At 67.6% G+C, this 15,428-nt stretch carries 18 protein-coding genes; 7 read left to right on the top strand and 11 right to left on the bottom strand.

The features are described 5' to 3' along the window. Positions 1-148: 148 nt before the first annotated feature. Both MUN73_RS13170 and MUN73_RS13165 read right to left on the bottom strand, forming a co-directional pair. Positions 149-553, bottom strand: coding sequence for a TRAM domain-containing protein (locus MUN73_RS13170; RefSeq protein ID WP_250140954.1), 405 nt, complete (start codon positions 551-553; stop codon positions 149-151). 253 nt (positions 554-806) lie between these two features. Beyond that, positions 807-2,540 carry a radical SAM protein gene (locus MUN73_RS13165; protein ID WP_250140953.1) on the bottom strand — a complete coding sequence of 578 codons (1,734 nt, stop codon included), beginning with the start codon at positions 2,538-2,540 and terminating at the stop codon, positions 807-809. Positions 2,541-2,717: 177 nt separating this feature from the next. Here MUN73_RS13165 and MUN73_RS13160 point away from each other — a divergent pair, with 177 nt between their 5' ends. Beyond that, a complete protein-coding gene (locus tag MUN73_RS13160) occupies positions 2,718-2,876 on the top strand; it encodes a DUF7559 family protein (protein ID WP_250140952.1) in 159 nt (52 codons plus the stop codon). Between the two features lie 171 nt (positions 2,877-3,047). After that, the gene (locus MUN73_RS13155) at positions 3,048-3,509 is read left to right on the top strand and encodes an Hsp20/alpha crystallin family protein (RefSeq protein ID WP_250140951.1); all 462 of its coding nucleotides are present in this window, start codon (positions 3,048-3,050) and stop codon (positions 3,507-3,509) included. A gap of 32 nt (positions 3,510-3,541) precedes the next feature. Here MUN73_RS13155 and MUN73_RS13150 read toward each other — a convergent pair whose 3' ends face one another. The 3 genes from MUN73_RS13150 to MUN73_RS13140 form a co-directional block, all read right to left on the bottom strand. Further along, positions 3,542-4,723, bottom strand: a complete 1,182-nt coding sequence (locus MUN73_RS13150) for an NAD(P)/FAD-dependent oxidoreductase (protein WP_250140950.1) — start codon at positions 4,721-4,723, stop codon at positions 3,542-3,544. Continuing rightward, positions 4,720-5,484 (bottom strand): creatininase family protein, encoded by a 765-nt coding sequence (locus MUN73_RS13145; RefSeq protein WP_250140949.1) that lies wholly within the window; start codon positions 5,482-5,484, stop codon positions 4,720-4,722. The genes MUN73_RS13150 and MUN73_RS13145 overlap by 4 nt, the downstream gene beginning before the upstream one ends. A 66-nt stretch (positions 5,485-5,550) precedes the next feature. Further along, positions 5,551-6,330, bottom strand: a complete 780-nt coding sequence (locus MUN73_RS13140; protein WP_382182730.1) for a DUF7388 family protein — start codon at positions 6,328-6,330, stop codon at positions 5,551-5,553. 378 nt (positions 6,331-6,708) lie between these two features. Between MUN73_RS13140 and MUN73_RS13135 the strand changes: the two genes are divergently transcribed. Beyond that, positions 6,709-7,161 (top strand): hypothetical protein, encoded by a 453-nt coding sequence (locus MUN73_RS13135; protein WP_250140947.1) that lies wholly within the window; start codon positions 6,709-6,711, stop codon positions 7,159-7,161. Between the two features lie 65 nt (positions 7,162-7,226). Here MUN73_RS13135 and MUN73_RS13130 read toward each other — a convergent pair whose 3' ends face one another. The 3 genes from MUN73_RS13130 to MUN73_RS13120 all read right to left on the bottom strand — a co-directional run bounded on the left by MUN73_RS13130 (position 7,227) and on the right by MUN73_RS13120 (position 9,546). Continuing rightward, complete coding sequence (locus MUN73_RS13130) at positions 7,227-7,820, bottom strand: NUDIX hydrolase (protein WP_250140946.1); 594 nt, start codon at positions 7,818-7,820, stop codon at positions 7,227-7,229. A 4-nt stretch (positions 7,821-7,824) separates the two neighbouring features. Beyond that, entirely contained in the window at positions 7,825-8,337 is a 513-nt protein-coding gene (locus MUN73_RS13125; RefSeq protein WP_250140945.1) for a DUF7109 family protein, read from the bottom strand. A 75-nt stretch (positions 8,338-8,412) separates the two neighbouring features. Next, the gene (locus tag MUN73_RS13120; protein WP_250140944.1) at positions 8,413-9,546 is read right to left on the bottom strand and encodes a glycosyltransferase family protein; all 1,134 of its coding nucleotides are present in this window, start codon (positions 9,544-9,546) and stop codon (positions 8,413-8,415) included. Between the two features lie 158 nt (positions 9,547-9,704). Here MUN73_RS13120 and MUN73_RS13115 point away from each other — a divergent pair, with 158 nt between their 5' ends. Together MUN73_RS13115 and MUN73_RS13110 are read left to right on the top strand one after the other, a co-directional pair. Beyond that, positions 9,705-9,875 carry an HVO_0758 family zinc finger protein gene (locus MUN73_RS13115; protein WP_250140943.1) on the top strand — a complete coding sequence of 57 codons (171 nt, stop codon included), beginning with the start codon at positions 9,705-9,707 and terminating at the stop codon, positions 9,873-9,875. 117 nt (positions 9,876-9,992) lie between these two features. Continuing rightward, positions 9,993-11,009 carry a carbohydrate kinase family protein gene (locus MUN73_RS13110; protein WP_250140942.1) on the top strand — a complete coding sequence of 339 codons (1,017 nt, stop codon included), beginning with the start codon at positions 9,993-9,995 and terminating at the stop codon, positions 11,007-11,009. Positions 11,010-11,018: 9 nt separating this feature from the next. Here the strand turns inward: MUN73_RS13110 and MUN73_RS13105 are convergent, their stop codons facing one another. Both MUN73_RS13105 and MUN73_RS13100 read right to left on the bottom strand, forming a co-directional pair. Continuing rightward, entirely contained in the window at positions 11,019-12,206 is a 1,188-nt protein-coding gene (locus MUN73_RS13105) for a DHH family phosphoesterase (protein WP_250140941.1), read from the bottom strand. A gap of 118 nt (positions 12,207-12,324) precedes the next feature. Next, on the bottom strand, positions 12,325-13,263 hold the full coding sequence (locus tag MUN73_RS13100; protein WP_250140940.1) for an SDR family oxidoreductase: 939 nt from the start codon (positions 13,261-13,263) through the stop codon (positions 12,325-12,327). Positions 13,264-13,397: 134 nt separating this feature from the next. Here MUN73_RS13100 and MUN73_RS13095 point away from each other — a divergent pair, with 134 nt between their 5' ends. Then, positions 13,398-13,619, top strand: coding sequence for a hypothetical protein (locus tag MUN73_RS13095; RefSeq protein ID WP_250140939.1), 222 nt, complete (start codon positions 13,398-13,400; stop codon positions 13,617-13,619). Between the two features lie 37 nt (positions 13,620-13,656). Here the strand turns inward: MUN73_RS13095 and MUN73_RS13090 are convergent, their stop codons facing one another. Then, positions 13,657-14,082, bottom strand: coding sequence for a DUF5791 family protein (locus tag MUN73_RS13090; protein ID WP_250140938.1), 426 nt, complete (start codon positions 14,080-14,082; stop codon positions 13,657-13,659). A 157-nt stretch (positions 14,083-14,239) separates the two neighbouring features. Between MUN73_RS13090 and MUN73_RS13085 the strand changes: the two genes are divergently transcribed. Next, positions 14,240-15,322 carry a tubulin/FtsZ family protein gene (locus tag MUN73_RS13085; protein ID WP_250140937.1) on the top strand — a complete coding sequence of 361 codons (1,083 nt, stop codon included), beginning with the start codon at positions 14,240-14,242 and terminating at the stop codon, positions 15,320-15,322. The last annotated feature ends 106 nt before the right edge of the window (positions 15,323-15,428 follow it).

The raw sequence follows: 15,428 nt of genomic DNA, 5'->3' as shown, positions 1-15,428 counted from the left end.
AGCCGTCAGTCGTAACTGTACGGCGCGCAAGGCGCGCCGTTTCACCGAGCGCGCTGAAAGCGCGCTCGGCCTTTTTTCATCGAAGTTTTTTGCCGGGGTTCGAGCGCGGCCTGCGGCCGCGCGAGGACCCCAGTAAAAAAGTTCGTCTTTAGAACGTTTCCTCGATGATCTCGCCGACGGCGAAGTTCGACTTGACCTCGGTGACTTCGATCTTGACGCGCTCGCCGACGTCTGCACCGGGGACGATGATGACGTATCCCCGTTCGACGCGCGCGATGCCGTCGCCCTGTTTGCCGATGTCTTCGATCTCGACGTACCGCGTTTCGCCGACGTCGACCGGTGGCTGTGGCTCAGACGGTGCACTCTCGGGCTGGGTCGTCGCCGATCCGTCGTCGGTCGACTCGTCCCGCGAGATGAGCGCCACGCGGTAGACCTCCCCCGGATCGATGTCGCCAGTTTCGACTTCCTGACGCGGTACCTCGATGACGTACCGATCGTCCTCCGCCGAGACGTCCGTACTGAACAGACACAGCAGTTTTTCAGATATTTCCACAGGTAGACCCTCGATGTTCACTCTGCGGCCCCTCCATAATAGAACTACCGACCGATTGCCGACATTCGACGGCAAATAGCCGCAAGTAGCGTCCGATTAGGCCGATCGAGCGCAATTCTTGCCACGGGAACGACAGATTCACCGCGTGATCGATCGGGTCCGCGCGCCCGACCAGCGGGAACCAGTATCGGCACAGGGCGGGCCCGTCAGCCCACGGTACGAACGGCTCCCGGCGCACGCTCGGTCGGCACACTCACTCCGCGCGCTCTCGCTCGATCGGCCGGGTCGTCACGAACTGCGTGAGATCGAACTCCGTGCCGAGGTCGGCCTCGAGAACGGACTCGTAGGGGCGGTTGACGACGATGTCGCCGGCGGTGCTGTCGCCGACGCCAGGGATGGCGGTGAGTTCGTCCATCGAGGCGTCGTTGAGGTCGAGCGGGTAGGGGACGGCGGTGACCGATCGGTAGCCGTGATCGACGACCGCGACGTCGACGATGCGTCCGAGGTCGCGCTCGCCGGGGATGCCGACCAGCAACGGATAGGTGCCGAGCTGGCGGCCGAAGGTCCGCCCGTCCTGGTGATACTCGAGGTGGACGTCGGGGAGGACCGTTCCAGGTGGGGCGACCCGTTCGAGCATCGGCTGGTCGATCTCCTCGCGGATCTGGGTCTTGTAGCGCTTGAACAGCTGTTTGTGCTCGTTGGCGATCTGGGCCCCCGTGTCGCTCATGTCGGTGCCGTCGAAGGCCATCACCTGCCGGATGTTGATCCGGCGGAGCATGTAGCCCTCGTCGTAGACGCGCTGGAGGAACTCGCGGTTGCGCTCGTAGGTCTCCTCGCGTTCCCCCTTGAGGCCGTGCAGGAGGTTGATCCCCGGCAGGAGTTTCGGGAGCCGTCGCGGGGCGTCCGGACCGAACGTGGGCGCGTCGGCGGGATCCTCACCGGGTCGCCAGCCCGCTTCCTCGTTGACGATCCGGACTGCCTCGAAACACTCCTCGGCGGTGACGTTCAGGTTGTTCTCCTCCTGGACCACCGGATCCGCGGACTCCAGCCCGAACGCGGCCGTGTCGCCGGGCGTGTTGTGCTCGGCGATGATCCGGATCCCCTCCCGGCTCGCCTCGGGCCACTCGACGATCGTGATGGGGTTCATGTTGTCCAGGTGGAGCGTCTCGAGGTCCGGTGCGACCTCGCGGATGCCGCCGTAGAGTTGCCGGAGGGCGTCCGGGTTCGGCGCTTCGCCGTCGCCGCCGTAGGCCAGGATGTTGGCCTGGCGGCCGATCCGGAAGTGTTTGACGCCGTGGTCCGAGAGGGCGTCGACCTCGCCCACGACCGTCGGCGGCGGCCGGAACGAGGGGTTGCCGTAGAGGGGTTCGGTACAGAACGAACAGCGATACGCACAGCCCCGGGAGGTCTCGAGTTCGGCGATGAGGTGGTCGGGATGGTTTGGATGGTGCTCGACGATGAAGGCACCGTCCCGGGCCCATCGCGACACCTCGTCGACGTCGCGCATCCGGTTGTTGAACCCCTCGAGGCCGCTCTCGACGAGATCGAAGACGGCGGCCTCGACGTCGCCCTTGGCGACGAAGTCGAAGTCCAGGTCCTGGCGTTCGGTCTCGGTCGCGCCGGCGTTCTCGTCGCCGACGCCGAACTTGACGGGGCCACCCATCAGGCTCGTCCCGTTCGCCGTCCAGGCGAGCTTTCGCACTTCGTCCGGCTCTGCGGGCGTACCGCCGACGTACTTGCCCGGCACGGTCATCCCGCCCAGGTAGATCATGAGGTCGGCCTCGTCGACGTCGCGCCACCGATCGGGTTCGTCGCGTAGGCCGTCGATCGTGTGGTACGTGATCCGCTCGCGGGGGACGCCCGCGTCGACGAGCGCACCCGCCGCGTACCGCGGGTAGGTCGAGATGTACGGCGGTACCCCGAAGTGTGCGGGTTCGTCGACGTAGCCGTCGACGATCGTCACGGAGAGACGTTCGGGGTCGGTCATGTCCCCGCGTAGCGCCTCGAGTGGTAAAACGGTGACTACACGCGGGACGGAGATCGATCGGGGCCGTCCGGGCCGAGCGGGAGAACCGCGAGAGCGCCCGATCGAGCGCAGATACCGCTCGTCTCGGCGCGTGCCGCTACCACCGCGTTAATGAGCCTGCTACCGCTAGCAACGGACATGCCACCGACCGAGGAAATCGTCTGTACCGCCGATGATTGCTTTCTGGACCTGTTCGAGAACCACTACACCTACGACGTCCCGGACGACCTCGAGGTGTCCGACCTCTCCTGTCCGGTGTGTGGCGGGACCGACTGCCTGGAACCCGTCGAACTATGATGGGACTGGCGCGTCGACGGCGCCTCGGTCGTCAGATGTTTCTTTTTCTATTGCCAAAAGCAATAAGAACGTGCCGAACGTAACGATTCGTCCGGACATGTCTGTTACGCTCCGCCAGCATCCTGGCCAGGTCCCCGCCAGCGACACGCCGCTTCCGTGGGGTGACGTGCCGTGAGTCTCAAAGACCTCAGCACGTCCGTCGGGAACGCGATCTACCGGCAGATCGGCCGCGCGAACGCCCACCTCCAGAACCAGCGCTCGCTCCCCGTCGACGTCCTCGAGAACGAGACAACCTACCTCGTCGTCTTCGACGCCCCCGGTGCCGAACCCGACGACGTCCAGGTCCGGTACCTCTCGGGCACGGTCCGGACCCGGATCGACCGCTTCCGCCAGTTCCACGAGGGCTACGAGATGCGGTTCCCCGGCCGCGGGACGGCCCTCGACGGCGAGGCCGAACTACCCGACGACGCGGTCGTCGACCCCGACGCCGGCACCGCCAGGCTCTCCGAAACCGGTACGCTCAGTATCGAGATCCCGAAGCGATCGGCGATCGACGCCGACGATACCGACGACGCCACAGCGACGACCGACGACGCCGACTCCGGGACGACGGAAGTCACCGTCGACGACTAGCGGCGGTCCCGTGAGTCGCGGAACGAGCGGGGCTACCCGTCCGACTCGATCGTCATTCCCGCTTCGATCTCGAACGACTCGTCGCCGTCGAACCGCGTCGGGTCGAAGCGATCGATCCCGTCCTCACCGAGAATCTCGCTCGCGATTCGCTCACCGATCGCCGGCGCGCGCATGAAGCCGTGGCCCTGGAAGCCGGTCGCGACGTACAGTCCGTCGTCGAGTTCGCCGACCAGCGGGTCGCGGTCCGGCGTCGCGGTGCAGAGTCCCGCCCACGATCGATCGACGTCGATCGCGACGTCGGAAAGCCGTCCCGCGACGCGATCGACGAGTGCGTCCGCAAAGCCCGGGTTCGCGTCGCGATCGTAGGCGTCGGGGTCGGCCTCGACCCGCTCCGTCCCGTCGCCCGCGAGCAGGCCGTCGGGATGGGGCCGCAAGTAAAAGTCCTCGGTCGCGTCGAACACCATCGGTTCCGCGAGATCCGCCTCGGCGACCAGCGCCTGGACGCGGTAGGGTTTCATCGCGATGGCGTAGCCCGCGTCGGCGAGCAGCGACTTCGATCGCGCGCCGGCGGTCACGAGCACCGCGTCGACCTCGTGGACGGACTCGTCCTCGCGGACGACGCGGGGCGGATCGGTTCGAACCGTGACCGGCGTCTCCGTCTCGAGCGCCGCACCGGCCCCGTTCGCCGCGGCGGCGAGACACGCCGTGTACGCCGCGGGGTCCGTGTAGCCCGCCGCACCCGCGATTCCGGCGACCTCGACGTCGTCGGTCTCGATTGCGGGAAACCGCTCGGCGAGGTCGTCCGGCCCGGCCTCCAGCGCGACGATACCCTGTGCTTGCATCTGACGGACCTGCTCGCGGATCGCGTCGGCCCGCTCGGCGTCGCCCTCGCGGGCCAGCCAGACGTAGGGACACTCGGCGAACGGGAAGGTGTCGTCGCCAGAGAGGGCCCGAAAGCGCTCGATCGCGTCGCCCGCGATATCGGCGTCGAGCGGGTCGGCGAAGGCGTCGTAACAGACGCCCGCCGCCCGGCCGCTCGCGCCGCTCGCGATCGGGCCACGATCGTACAGCGTGACGTCCGTCCCCTCGCGCGCGAGGTCGTAGGCCGCCGTCGCGCCGACGGCACCGCCGCCGACGACGGCCACCTCGAGTCCGGCCCCCGCCTGCGTGAACGCGTCCGCACCGACCGCGAGTTCGGGTTGTTCGTCGGTCATTCGTGATCACGCGGCCAGCAGTCGTCGATCGGTCGGTCCGCGAGCCAGTCGAGCAACGCGTGCAACTGGTCGCGAGCGGCCTCGAACACCTGCGCCCCCTTCTCGGGGTCGGCCTGCGTCGGACGGCCGACCGCGCCGCTCTCGGAGAAGTCGATCGTGTCGAAGCCGAGCGCGGCCCCGTGGACGGACTCGCCCCAGCCGTCGCTCGCGCCGTCCTCGGCGGCCGCCAGTTCGTCCGCATCGACCAGGTCCGCGTGCAGGTGCCAGAGCAGGCTCGATTCCATCGCGTCCGCGTGGCCGCCCGCCTCGTCGAACAGGTCGTCGGCGACGTCCTCGACGCTGTCCCACCAGTTCCACGGCGGCGCGAAGGCCGTTCGATCGTCGCGCAGGGTTCGCGCGGCCCGTCGCAGTGCGCCCGTATTCCCGCCGTGGCCGTTGACGACCACGACCTTCCGGACGCCGTGCTCGGCGAGGCTCGCGATCGTCTCCGTGACGTAGCGTTCGAACGTCTCCGGGGAGACGTACAGCGTCCCGTCGAACTGGCGGTGGTGGGCGCTGACGCCCACGGGGATCGTGGGAAGAACGACGCTATCCTCGCGATCGATCGCCGATCGGGCGAACGCCTCCGCGGCCAGGTGATCCATCCCGAGCGCCAGCGCTGGCCCGTGCTGTTCGGTACTGCCGACGGGGAGCACGCCGACGTCGGCCCCCTCGAGTTCGTCGGCGGCCGTCGCCGTCGTGCGTTCGGCGAGCAGTGTCATGCCCTCCTGTGGATGCCGGAGGCTCTTATGTTCACGGGACTGGCGATCGAATTCGATAATTCGGGGTCAGGACCGAAGCGAGTCGAGTCCCCGGGCCGGATAGCCGACGATCGTCGTCGCCCCGGCCTCACGGAGCGCGTCGGTCTGTTCGCGGACCGCGGCTTCGGTCCCGACCAGCGCGTAGTCCCGGGCCGCCTTCGACAGGACCTCCCGTGCGCGACCGCTCGCGTTCGCATCGGTCGCCGCGCCGTCGGGGAGCGCGGCCGCGACCGACTGCCGTCGCGCGACGTAGTCCCCGACGGCGTCGAGGACGGCGTCGTCGTCGTCGGTCAGCACCGTCGGCGCGTAGACCGCGACCTCGCCGTCGAAGCCGGCCGCCCGGAGCGCCCGGAGTTCCCGATCGGTCGTCCGCGAGAGCAGGTCGTACTGGGTCCCGCCGGTCGCCATGGCGATCCGTTCGACGCTCTCGGTGCCGACCCACGCGTCCGGGTCGGCCTCGATGGCGCGTCCGAGGCGCGGCGCGACCGCCCGCGATCGTTCCGCGTCGGTGAGGTAGGCCGGGTGGCCGGCTACCAGCACGCGCCCGATCGAGTCGGGCAGGTCCGCGACCAGCGACGCGTCGCCGAGCGGGTCGAAGCCGTCGGCCCGGACCGGCGTCGTGACCCGGACCTCGGCCTCGGCGGCGAGCGTCTCGAGCGCGTCCGGGTCCGGCAGGTGCTCGCGGCCCTCGTAGTCGATCGCGATCGTCTCGATCGGGAGCGACGCGGCCGCCGAGACGTTACACTCGGTCGGCTTGAGCGCGATCGCGTCCAGGCCGACGCGGGCGACGGTACTCGAGGCTGTCAACATCGATACTCACCACTCAGAACGAGTAACTGCAAGCGTTCACAGTCGGTGCGGAACTCGATCCATCGTCTGTGCGACCATAGGCCTGCTGAGAGGCCAGCGCGCAAAAGGGTAACGCTCCGTGCAGAACTCGACGGGGTAATCGAGGAGGGGCCGGTTCTGGATTCGACTGAGAGCGATACATCGTCATCGAGATTACCCCTGTCGCCACCGGTCGACGGACTCGTTGCGTTCGGTTCGGAACTGGTCGATCGGCTCTGATGGAATTCTCAAGCGGTTACAGGTTTTAGAAGCCTTGCTGAATACAGAGCGCGAATCGGTCAAACAACTTTTTGCGTATAGGGCATGTTTAAGGTTAACATAATAGAAAGGAATACTATGACGAACCACCGTGTCAGGACCGTCCTCATTGGAACGTCGGAAACAAGAGCCGGCAAATTACTGGCAGTCTCTCTTGGCCTGCTGGTTGGCTTGTATGTTCTTCTGACATTCACTGGTGGTCTTGGTGACGCACTCAATAAACGGCTCGGGAGAGGCTACAATCTGGTCTTCTTCATGCTGATTTTGCTGATTGTCGCCGCAATAAGTTCGTATCTGTACAATGGGGTGATTATCAGCGTCGTACTTGTTGCCGCTCCGCTAATGGGATTTTTCCTGAGCGGGAATCTCGCCTTCGCGAGGGACCCAACTCTCCTTGAATACACACAACTTGTCCTGGAAGGGGGCTTCCTGTATGGGGCACCCATAGGTATCCTTGGATACCTTCTTGGTCGTGGACTGACCCATTTTCAGGGGACTCAATCTGATTCTTATAGTGTGGAGAGTCGATAGATACATCCTCTGTGTTCAGCACGAACCTTCTGTCGGTCTCTATGGATTTCGACAGTGCCAGTCGATTACAACGTCGATCGATCGACGCGTTCCGGCGCTTCGAAGTCGGTCGCCAGTTCGAGCAACTGGACGAGGATGCGGCCGGTCGCCCCCCAGACGGTGTAGCCGTCGACGTGGAAGTAGTGGATGACGATGTCGCCGTAGTAGGGGTGGTCCCGGCGCTCATACTCGTAATTGTCCGGATCGAGCAGGCCCGAGAGCGGCAGGACGACGATCTCGGCGACTTCCCGATCGTCGCGGACGTACTCCCGGTCCTGAACGTGGGCCACGAACGGCGTGACGGTGTACTCCGTGATCGTCCGGATGTCGTCTAGCTGGCCGACGACCTCGGCCTCGGCGGCCTCGAGCCCGATCTCCTCGTTGGCCTCCCGGAGCGCCGTCTCGAGGATCGTCTCGTCGACGGGTTCGGCACCGCCGCCGGGGAAACTCATCTGCCCTGGGTGCTCGCCGAGGTGGTCGGCCCGACGGGTGAACAGCAGGTGGTGTTCCCCGTCGCGTTCGATGATCGGCGCGAGGACGGCCGCGTCGTACTCCTGGTCGTCGATCTCTCGCGGTTCGTGGTTCGCGACGGGATCGAGGGTCAGTGTCGGTCCTGGCATGCGATCACTCGAGAGCCGCTTCCAGCCGCCGTCGGTCGTCGGCCACGTCGATCGGCGCCCACGCTTCGATATCGTAGCTGACGTCGATCAGGTGCTCGATTCGGTCGTCGTCGCCCGCCTCGATCGCTCGATCGACCGCGTCGGCGAACCGCGATCGCGTCCGGTCCCCGAGGGCCTCGCGATCGAGCCGTCGCGGCTCGACGTCGAGGATGTGGGGGACGTCTTCGGCGTGCTCCGGAACCGTCGGAAACGCCGTCGGTCCCGCGACCAGCAGCGGCCCTGTGTCCTCGTCGCCAGCGCTCTCGGCCGAGGGGCCGCCGCCGTCGCCGTCCCGCTCGTACCGGACGAGGGCGAAGGTCTCGACGCCCCGATCGATCGCGTCCGCGAGGGCGGCCTCGTCGACGGACTGGCCGTCGGCCCGGAAGGCGGCCTCCGCGAGTGCGCGTTCGAGTTCCGCGCGGGTCAACCCGCCGAAGAGGTCGACCACGCCGGCGAGTTCGTCGGCGGTGGCGTCCATAGGAGGCACAACGGGTGGTGATTTGATAAAGACTGTGAGCGCGTCGCCCGGCGCCAATACGGACTACTGTCCGTATCAGTCGTCCGCGCTGGAGCCGATTCGGCCGCCGACCCACGGTTGTGCCGCCGCGCGAACGTCCCCCGGTGCGAAGGGGGCCTCGCGCCACGACGGCAGCCGACGATCGGGTCCCGGCGGGACGATCGACTCGGCGTAGCGGGCCAGTTGGTCGCGTTCGCCGGCTCGATCGTACGAGAGGCCGTTGAACGCCGCGTCGGCCGCGTACTGATCGATCAGTCGCTCGCCGACGTTCCGGTACCGACCGGGGAGGGTGTCGTAGTCGGGCGCGACGCCGTGTTCCTCGATCACCCGCAGGAGGGTGGTCGCGACGTCGCGGCTCATTCCCTCCAGACCGGCCTCGCCGGCGACCGCGCGGTGGTCGTGGACGTGGCGGCCGAGGTCGACCTGCGCGGTACCCGCGAAGCCGGCGTGTGCGAAGGCGTCGCCGAGCGTGCCGACCTCTAGCCCCCACGTTCGGGGCGATCGGAGTCGGCGAGCGAGGTCGGCGGTGGCGGCGAACTCGCCGGCGAGCGCGTAGCGGAACGAGCCGAGATAGTCGAGGATCGCCGCGTCGTGGGCCCCGGAGAGCGTCCGGACCAGGGGTTCGTAGAACAGGCGGAAGAGCCTGCCGTAGAGCCTGCCCTCCTCGACGCGCGCGTAGTATCCTTTCGAGAAGGCGACGTCCATCGTCAGGGGAGCGAGCAGGCGGCGGACGTGCTCGGCCTCGTAGCTGCGGGCGTCGGCGTCGTGGACGACCACGTACTCGCCGACGTCCGCGGCGGGGCCGAGCGCGAGCCAGACGTCCCGGCCTTTCCCCAACTCGCCCGCCAACCCGGCCTCGTCCAGGAGGGTATCGACCGCGGGCGCGTTGCACCACAGCACCTCGATCGGGAGTCCGAAGGACGCGAGCCACTCGCGGAAGGGACCGATCCGATCGGGAGCGGAACGGACGGGGACGATCACGGCGGCGGGATCGAGGCGTTCGAGTTCGCCCAGCACGCGCGCGGCGGCCGGACTCTCGAGTTCGCGATCGGTCATCGGGACGACGACCGCCGCGTCCCTGACGGCCCCCGCGAGCGCGTCACCGGTCGCGACGCTTCCTCCGGTACCGAAATCGTGGAGCGTCGCGATCCGCTCCTGGACGTACTCCATCGGTAGGGTATTCGGCCGAACCGGTAAAACGGCCACGACTCCGGCGAACGGTGATCGCTCGCGCCAGAATCGTCCGACGTGTGGCTGACGGGACGGCCACGCCACGGCCTTCGAGAAAGCCCCGGTCTTTTTCTCCCCTACCTGCGTACGTCGGCAACATGAAATCAGTCCGGAAGGCACTCCGTGACGGCGAACTCGAGAAGGACACGTACGATCGACTCGTCTGTGGCGAGTGCGAGAAGCCCCTGAAGACCGAGAACGACCCGGACGAGATCAAGACGGTCCGGATCTGCCCCGACTGCGCCGCGGAGTGGAAGGAGATCCGCTGAGACGGATCGTCCTCGTCGACCCGTTCCGGTGCGACCGGCCCCGTAAGCCTCTCGCACCCGCGACGCTCCGGCAGAGTCGGGTGCACTCTTTTACCCCACAGCGTCGCAGTGTCGGGCGTGAGCTACGCACGTCTGCGCGATCGGCTCTCGTCCATTGCCGAGGAGTCGAAGCAGATCGTCACGCTTCCCGACGGGAGCGTCGACTACTGCTACCGGGTCACGGGGGCCGGCGGCGATCGGGTCGAATCACCCGCCGCGCTCGGCCGCCACCTCCGTGCGGGCGACGGCGAGACGTTCCCGATCGAACTGGTCGACGTCCGTCCCGGCGGGCAAGCGGTCAACGCCGCGACGCAGGTCCACGCGCTGGGCGACGACGCGACGGTCGTCGGCCACCTCGATCACGAGGTGCTCGCGGATCTGCCCTTCGAGACCCACTCGATGGGACCGCCCGCGGCGATCCACGTCTTCGCGTTCGACGGCGAGGAGGTTCTCTTTCCCGAGCGATCGAGCCAGCCGCCCGACTGGAACGTCGACGACCTCACCGCGGTCGTCGACTGGGACCGGATCGCGGCCGCGGACGCCCTCTGCTGTACGAACTGGGCCATCTATCGCGGCCTCACCGGCGTCCTCGATCGACTGGCCGAGAGCGCCGACGGCGTGCCCGTCGTGGTCGATCCCGGCGCGATCGAACTGGTCGTGGACGCCGACCTCGAGACCCTCCTCGACGCGCTGGCTCGCGCCGAGTCGTCGATCGACGTCGCCCTGAGCGTCAACCGGACCGAGTACGAGACCGTCGCGGCCGTCGCCGGTGTCCCCGGCGAACCGACGACCGACCACGCCGAAGCGGTGCGATCCGCGCTCGGGATCTCCGCCGTCGTCTACCACGGCGCGGACGACGCGATCGCGGCCACCCCGTCGGACACGATTTCGGTCGCGATGCTCGAGACCGGCGACCCGACGCTCACGCTCGGCGCGGGAGACCGGTTCTCCGGCGCGCTCGCCTGCGCGCTGGCGCGAGATTGGCCGTGGGAGGCCGCGCTGTCGCTCGGGAACGCCTGTGCCGCGGCGTTCGTCGAGAGCGCCGAGACGGCCGATAGCGAAGCGCTGGACGCGCGGTTGCGAGACCACCGATGAGAACGATCGCTACGATCGTTCGCCCGACAGCGCCGAAAAGAGCCGTTCCTCGAACTCCGGTTTGCTGATTCCGTCGGAGGGGCCGATCCCTTCCATGTGATCGATCGAGATCTGGCCGCCGCCCATGCGGGCGTGCCCGCCCGCGTTGGCCATCGGAATGTCGCTGACGGCGTGGCGGAGCGTCTCGCCCATGTGGACCCGATCGTCCCGCGATCGGCCGGAGAGGTGGAGGGTTCCGTCGTGCTGGCCGTAGACGACGACGGCCGTCACGCCCTCCAGGTGCATGAGTTCGTCCGCCGCCTGGGGGATCGCGTCGACGTTGCCGATCTCCCCGACGTCACAGACCGCAAACGGCCCCTCGACGCGTTTCTCGGTGATTGCCGTCGCCTTGATCTGCAACACGTCGTCGCTGACCTGCGGGTTGGCGATCCGTTCGAGCAGGTCCTCGTCGATGGCGTCGTAGAGGTACGCGGCGGCCTCGAACTCGGCGCGCGAACAGCCGTTCGTCAGGTGGTTCGTATCGGACTGGATGCCGTAGAGCAGGCCCGTCGCGAGTTCCGGCGAGATCGGCGGCCCGTCCTCGTCCTCGTCGTCCGTCGTCCCGCCGATCGCCTCGACGTACTCGACGAGGATCGTCGACGCCGCGCCGTACTCGGTCCGGACGTCGGTAAACTTCGTGCCGGCACCGTTTCCCGGATGGTGGTCGACCACGGCGATCGGTTCGATCATCTGCGCGCCCGTGAACCCACGCGGCGTGTTGTGATCGACCAGGACGACCGCGTCGGCGGCCAGGTCCGACCCCGACTCGACCCGGTCCAGGTCGAGGCCGAGGACGGTCCGGAACGCGCGGTTCTCCTGGTGGCGGATCTCGCCGGGGAACTGCAGCGTCGTGTCGGTGTCGACCGTCTCCGCGATCGCGGCGACCCCCATCGCACACGACATCGCGTCCGGATCGGGATTGGGGTGCATCAGGATCGCCACGTCGTCGTGGGAGTCGAGTACTCGCTGGAGCCGCACGCCCGGCGGACGGCGGAACCAGCGGACGACCCACCAGCCGCCGAGTCCGAGTCCGACCACAGCGAGGACGAGCAACGAGAGAACGAGCGGATCGAGCGACTGTGCCCAGTCGGAGACAGACTCGATTACTAACACGTCCGCCCCGGATGCGGCGCTCGGGGGGACGCTCCGGGAACCCATATCGGACAATCAAATTGAACCCCCATGAAATTTCCCCTCACGAACGGGGTTCCAGTCGGTTGCGGCGGATCGCGGTTATCGGCCGTCTCCGCGGCTCGTTCGCCCGATCTGCGGACGATCACTCGCAGTAGCTCTCGATCGCGTCGCGGTAGCCCTCGCGGAACGTCGGGTACGCGAACTCGTAGCCCAGGTCGCGAAGTTTCTCGTTGGCACAGCGCTTGCTCGTCAGGATCCGTCGCCGCGCGGCTTCCGAGAGGTCGTCGGCCTCGAGTCGCTCGGCTTTGGTTCGCTTCGGCGGTCGATGGGTCCCGTCGCCGGAACGCGAGCGTTCCGGCTGCCTGTCGGACGCAGTCCGATTGTGGCATTCGTCGGCCAGCCAGTCGGCGAACTCCCACTTGTCGACGGGTTCGTCGTCGACGACCTGGACGACCTCGCCGCGAGCGAGGTTCTCTTCGAGCAGGTAGCGAACCGCGCCGGCGGCGTCGTCCCGGTGAACCATGTTCAGGTACCCTTCCGTGACCGGCCCCTCGAGGTAGCGCTCGAGGCGGTACCGATCGGGGCCGTAGAGGCCGGCGTAGCGCGCCACGGTGCCGTCGAACCCGTACTCCGGGGGCCGTTCGAGCGCGATTCGCTCGGCCTCGGCGAGTACCGCGGTCTTGTCGGTGGTCGGCTCGATCGGCGTCTCCTCGTCCACCCAGTCCCCGTCGTGGTCGCCGTGGACCCCCGTCGAGGAGGTGTAGACCAGCCGTTCCGGCGGGTCGTCGCGCTCGCCGAAGGCCTCGATCGCCGTCTCCAGTCCCTCGACGTACACCTCGCGGGCCGCTTCGGCACCGCGGCCGCCGCTGCTGGCGGCGAAGACGATCGCGTCGACGTCTGGAACCGCCGCGAGGTCGTTCGGATCGGTGACGTCCGCTCGAACCCCCTCGAAGCCCGCGTTCCCGATTTCCTCGACCCCGTCGGCCGACCGGCGGACGCCGACGACCTCGTGGCCCCGGTCGGCGAGCTGGCGGCCGAGTTCGAGCCCGACGTAGCCACAGCCAAGGATTGCGACCTGCATACCGGTTCTCGCGTGCGGACGACAATAATCACACCGCTCGCGGCATCGTGACCGGGACGAGGCTCGCCCGGGGACGACGCGGAGGCGGGATCAGAAGATACTCAATCGGTGCGGCTAACGCCGGAACAGAGTACATGTCGCGATCGAACCGCGAACCGGGCGACGTCCGGTGGGGCTGGGACTGTCCACGATGCGATCGAGCGACCAGGGTCCGGCGGGATCCGTCGACGGGTACCTACCGCTGGGAGTGTCCGGACGAGACGTGTCCGGCCGTCGGCTTCGGCTTCATCTCGCGCCGTCGCGCACGCCTCGCGCTCCGGGAGTTCCGGAAGCGAGAAGAGAACGTGTATCGGTAGGATCGACGCCGCGACGGCAAAGTGGCCGGCGATCGGCTCAGGGGGCGCCGTCGGCGATCACGTACTGAACGTGGACGAACTCCTCGAAGGACATCGGCGCGCGCCGTTCGATCTTCTGTTGAATCTCCTTGGCGTCCATCTCGATCGCGAGGCGGCTCTCGACGGCGTCCACGTCGAGCACCGCGGTCGACATTCCCAGTAGCAGGTGCTCGGTGGCCATCGTCTCGATCGTGTCGGCGTCGGGTTCGCCCTCGGCGAGCGACTGGATCCGGGCCGCCTCCTCGAGTGTGAGGGCCGGCGAGTCGCCCTCGGCCAGCGTTTCGAGCTGGTCGCGATCGACGTCGGTTTCGTCGGCGACGGCGTCGACGCCGCGCTCCTCGACGACTGCCGCGAGGTCGCGATCGTACTCGTTTCGGAGGGCCGCGGGCGAGTCCGGGACGGACATCCGCTGTTCGTAGAACATACCCGACGTGAGTGCGGGCGGGCCCAAGTGAATTGTCATTGTTCCGTGTCCCATCCACCGAGCCATTGTCCTGTTCCCTGCCGAAGTTCGGGGTCAGGGGCTGGCCGGACAGGGACGAACCCCAAACGTTCAACAGGGCTCCCACGTATTGGCCGATATGAAAGTCGCCCTGATTGGGGTTGGACAGGCCGGTGGGAAGGTCACCGAACGGCTCACCCGGTTCGACGCGGAAATGGGCTTCGGGGCCGTCCAGGGAGCGCTGGCCATCAACTCCGCGGAACCGGACCTCGAATCGCTCGAGTTTGCGGACACGGAACTGATCGGTGCCGATCGCGTCAACGGCCACGGCGTCGGCGGCGACAACGAACTCGGCACCGAGATCATGCAGTCCGACATCGAGCAGGTCCTCGGCGCGCTCGACGGCCGCGTCACCTCGAAAGCCGAGGCGATCTTCGTCGTCGCCGGCCTCGGCGGCGGCACCGGTAGCGGCGGCGCGCCCGTCCTCGTCCACCACCTCCAGCGGGTCTACGACGTTCCCGTCTACGCGCTGGGCGTCCTCCCCGGCCGCAACGAGGGCTCGCTCTACCAGGCCAACGCCGGCCGATCGCTGAAGACGCTCCTCCGCGAGGCCGACGCGACGCTCCTGATCGACAACGACGCCTGGCACGAGCAGGGCGAGAGCGTCGAAGGAGCCTTCGAGACGATCAACGAGAAGATCGCCCGCCGGGTCGGCCTGCTGTTCGCCTCCGGCGAGGCGGTCGAGGGCGTCGGCGAAAGCGTGGTCGACTCGAGCGAAGTGATCAACACCCTCCGATCGGGCGGCGTGGCGACGCTCGGCTACGCCAGCGCGGTCGCCGCCGAGGAGAGCGCGGAGAACATCAACACGGTGATGACCGTCGCGCGACAGGCCCTGCTGACCGGGACCAGCCTGCCGGACGCGACGACGGCCGACTCGGCGCTGCTGGTCGTCGCCGGCGATCCCGACCGCATTCCCCGCAAGGGCGTCGAAAAATCCCGCAAGTGGCTCGAGGACGAGACCGAGAGCATGCAGGTCCGTGGCGGCGACTTCCCGCTCGAGAGCGATCGACTCGGAGCGCTCGTCCTGCTGGGCGGGGCCGAACGCTCCGATCGGATCGAACGGTTCATGGAGCGCGCCAAAGAGGCGAAACGCGCCCAGGAGCGCGACGACACCGATCACGCCGAGGCGTTCGCGGACGATCGGCTCGAGAACCTGTTCTAGATCCGGGGTGATACGGTTTACTGTACGTCATTTCCGGCGCAACCGCGATCCGGGCGGGGGTTGTGCCGGTACATCGGTACAGCAATCCGTATGAAACGTCGGAAGT

It is taken from the genome of Halosolutus amylolyticus (genome assembly GCF_023566055.1).
In the GTDB taxonomy this organism is placed as follows: Archaea; Halobacteriota; Halobacteria; order Halobacteriales; family Natrialbaceae; genus Halosolutus; species Halosolutus amylolyticus.
The sequence above is the reverse complement of the archived record's forward strand: the minus strand, read 5'-3'. Positions and strand labels throughout refer to the sequence as shown.

Coding starts and splice junctions, on each gene's coding strand:
- MUN73_RS13145 (WP_250140949.1), bottom strand. CDS start 5,484: ATGACACTGCTCGCCGAACGCACGACGGCGACGGCCGCCGACGAACTC.
- MUN73_RS13100 (WP_250140940.1), bottom strand. CDS start 13,263: ATGCAGGTCGCAATCCTTGGCTGTGGCTACGTCGGGCTCGAACTCGGC.
- MUN73_RS13135 (WP_250140947.1), top strand. CDS start 6,709: ATGACGAACCACCGTGTCAGGACCGTCCTCATTGGAACGTCGGAAACA.
- MUN73_RS13165 (WP_250140953.1), bottom strand. CDS start 2,540: ATGACCGACCCCGAACGTCTCTCCGTGACGATCGTCGACGGCTACGTC.
- MUN73_RS13105 (WP_250140941.1), bottom strand. CDS start 12,206: ATGGGTTCCCGGAGCGTCCCCCCGAGCGCCGCATCCGGGGCGGACGTG.
- MUN73_RS13130 (WP_250140946.1), bottom strand. CDS start 7,820: ATGCCAGGACCGACACTGACCCTCGATCCCGTCGCGAACCACGAACCG.
- MUN73_RS13090 (WP_250140938.1), bottom strand. CDS start 14,082: ATGTTCTACGAACAGCGGATGTCCGTCCCGGACTCGCCCGCGGCCCTC.
- MUN73_RS13085 (WP_250140937.1), top strand. CDS start 14,240: ATGAAAGTCGCCCTGATTGGGGTTGGACAGGCCGGTGGGAAGGTCACC.
- MUN73_RS13120 (WP_250140944.1), bottom strand. CDS start 9,546: ATGGAGTACGTCCAGGAGCGGATCGCGACGCTCCACGATTTCGGTACC.
- MUN73_RS13150 (WP_250140950.1), bottom strand. CDS start 4,723: ATGACCGACGAACAACCCGAACTCGCGGTCGGTGCGGACGCGTTCACG.
- MUN73_RS13115 (WP_250140943.1), top strand. CDS start 9,705: ATGAAATCAGTCCGGAAGGCACTCCGTGACGGCGAACTCGAGAAGGAC.
- MUN73_RS13125 (WP_250140945.1), bottom strand. CDS start 8,337: ATGGACGCCACCGCCGACGAACTCGCCGGCGTGGTCGACCTCTTCGGC.
- MUN73_RS13095 (WP_250140939.1), top strand. CDS start 13,398: ATGTCGCGATCGAACCGCGAACCGGGCGACGTCCGGTGGGGCTGGGAC.
- MUN73_RS13160 (WP_250140952.1), top strand. CDS start 2,718: ATGCCACCGACCGAGGAAATCGTCTGTACCGCCGATGATTGCTTTCTG.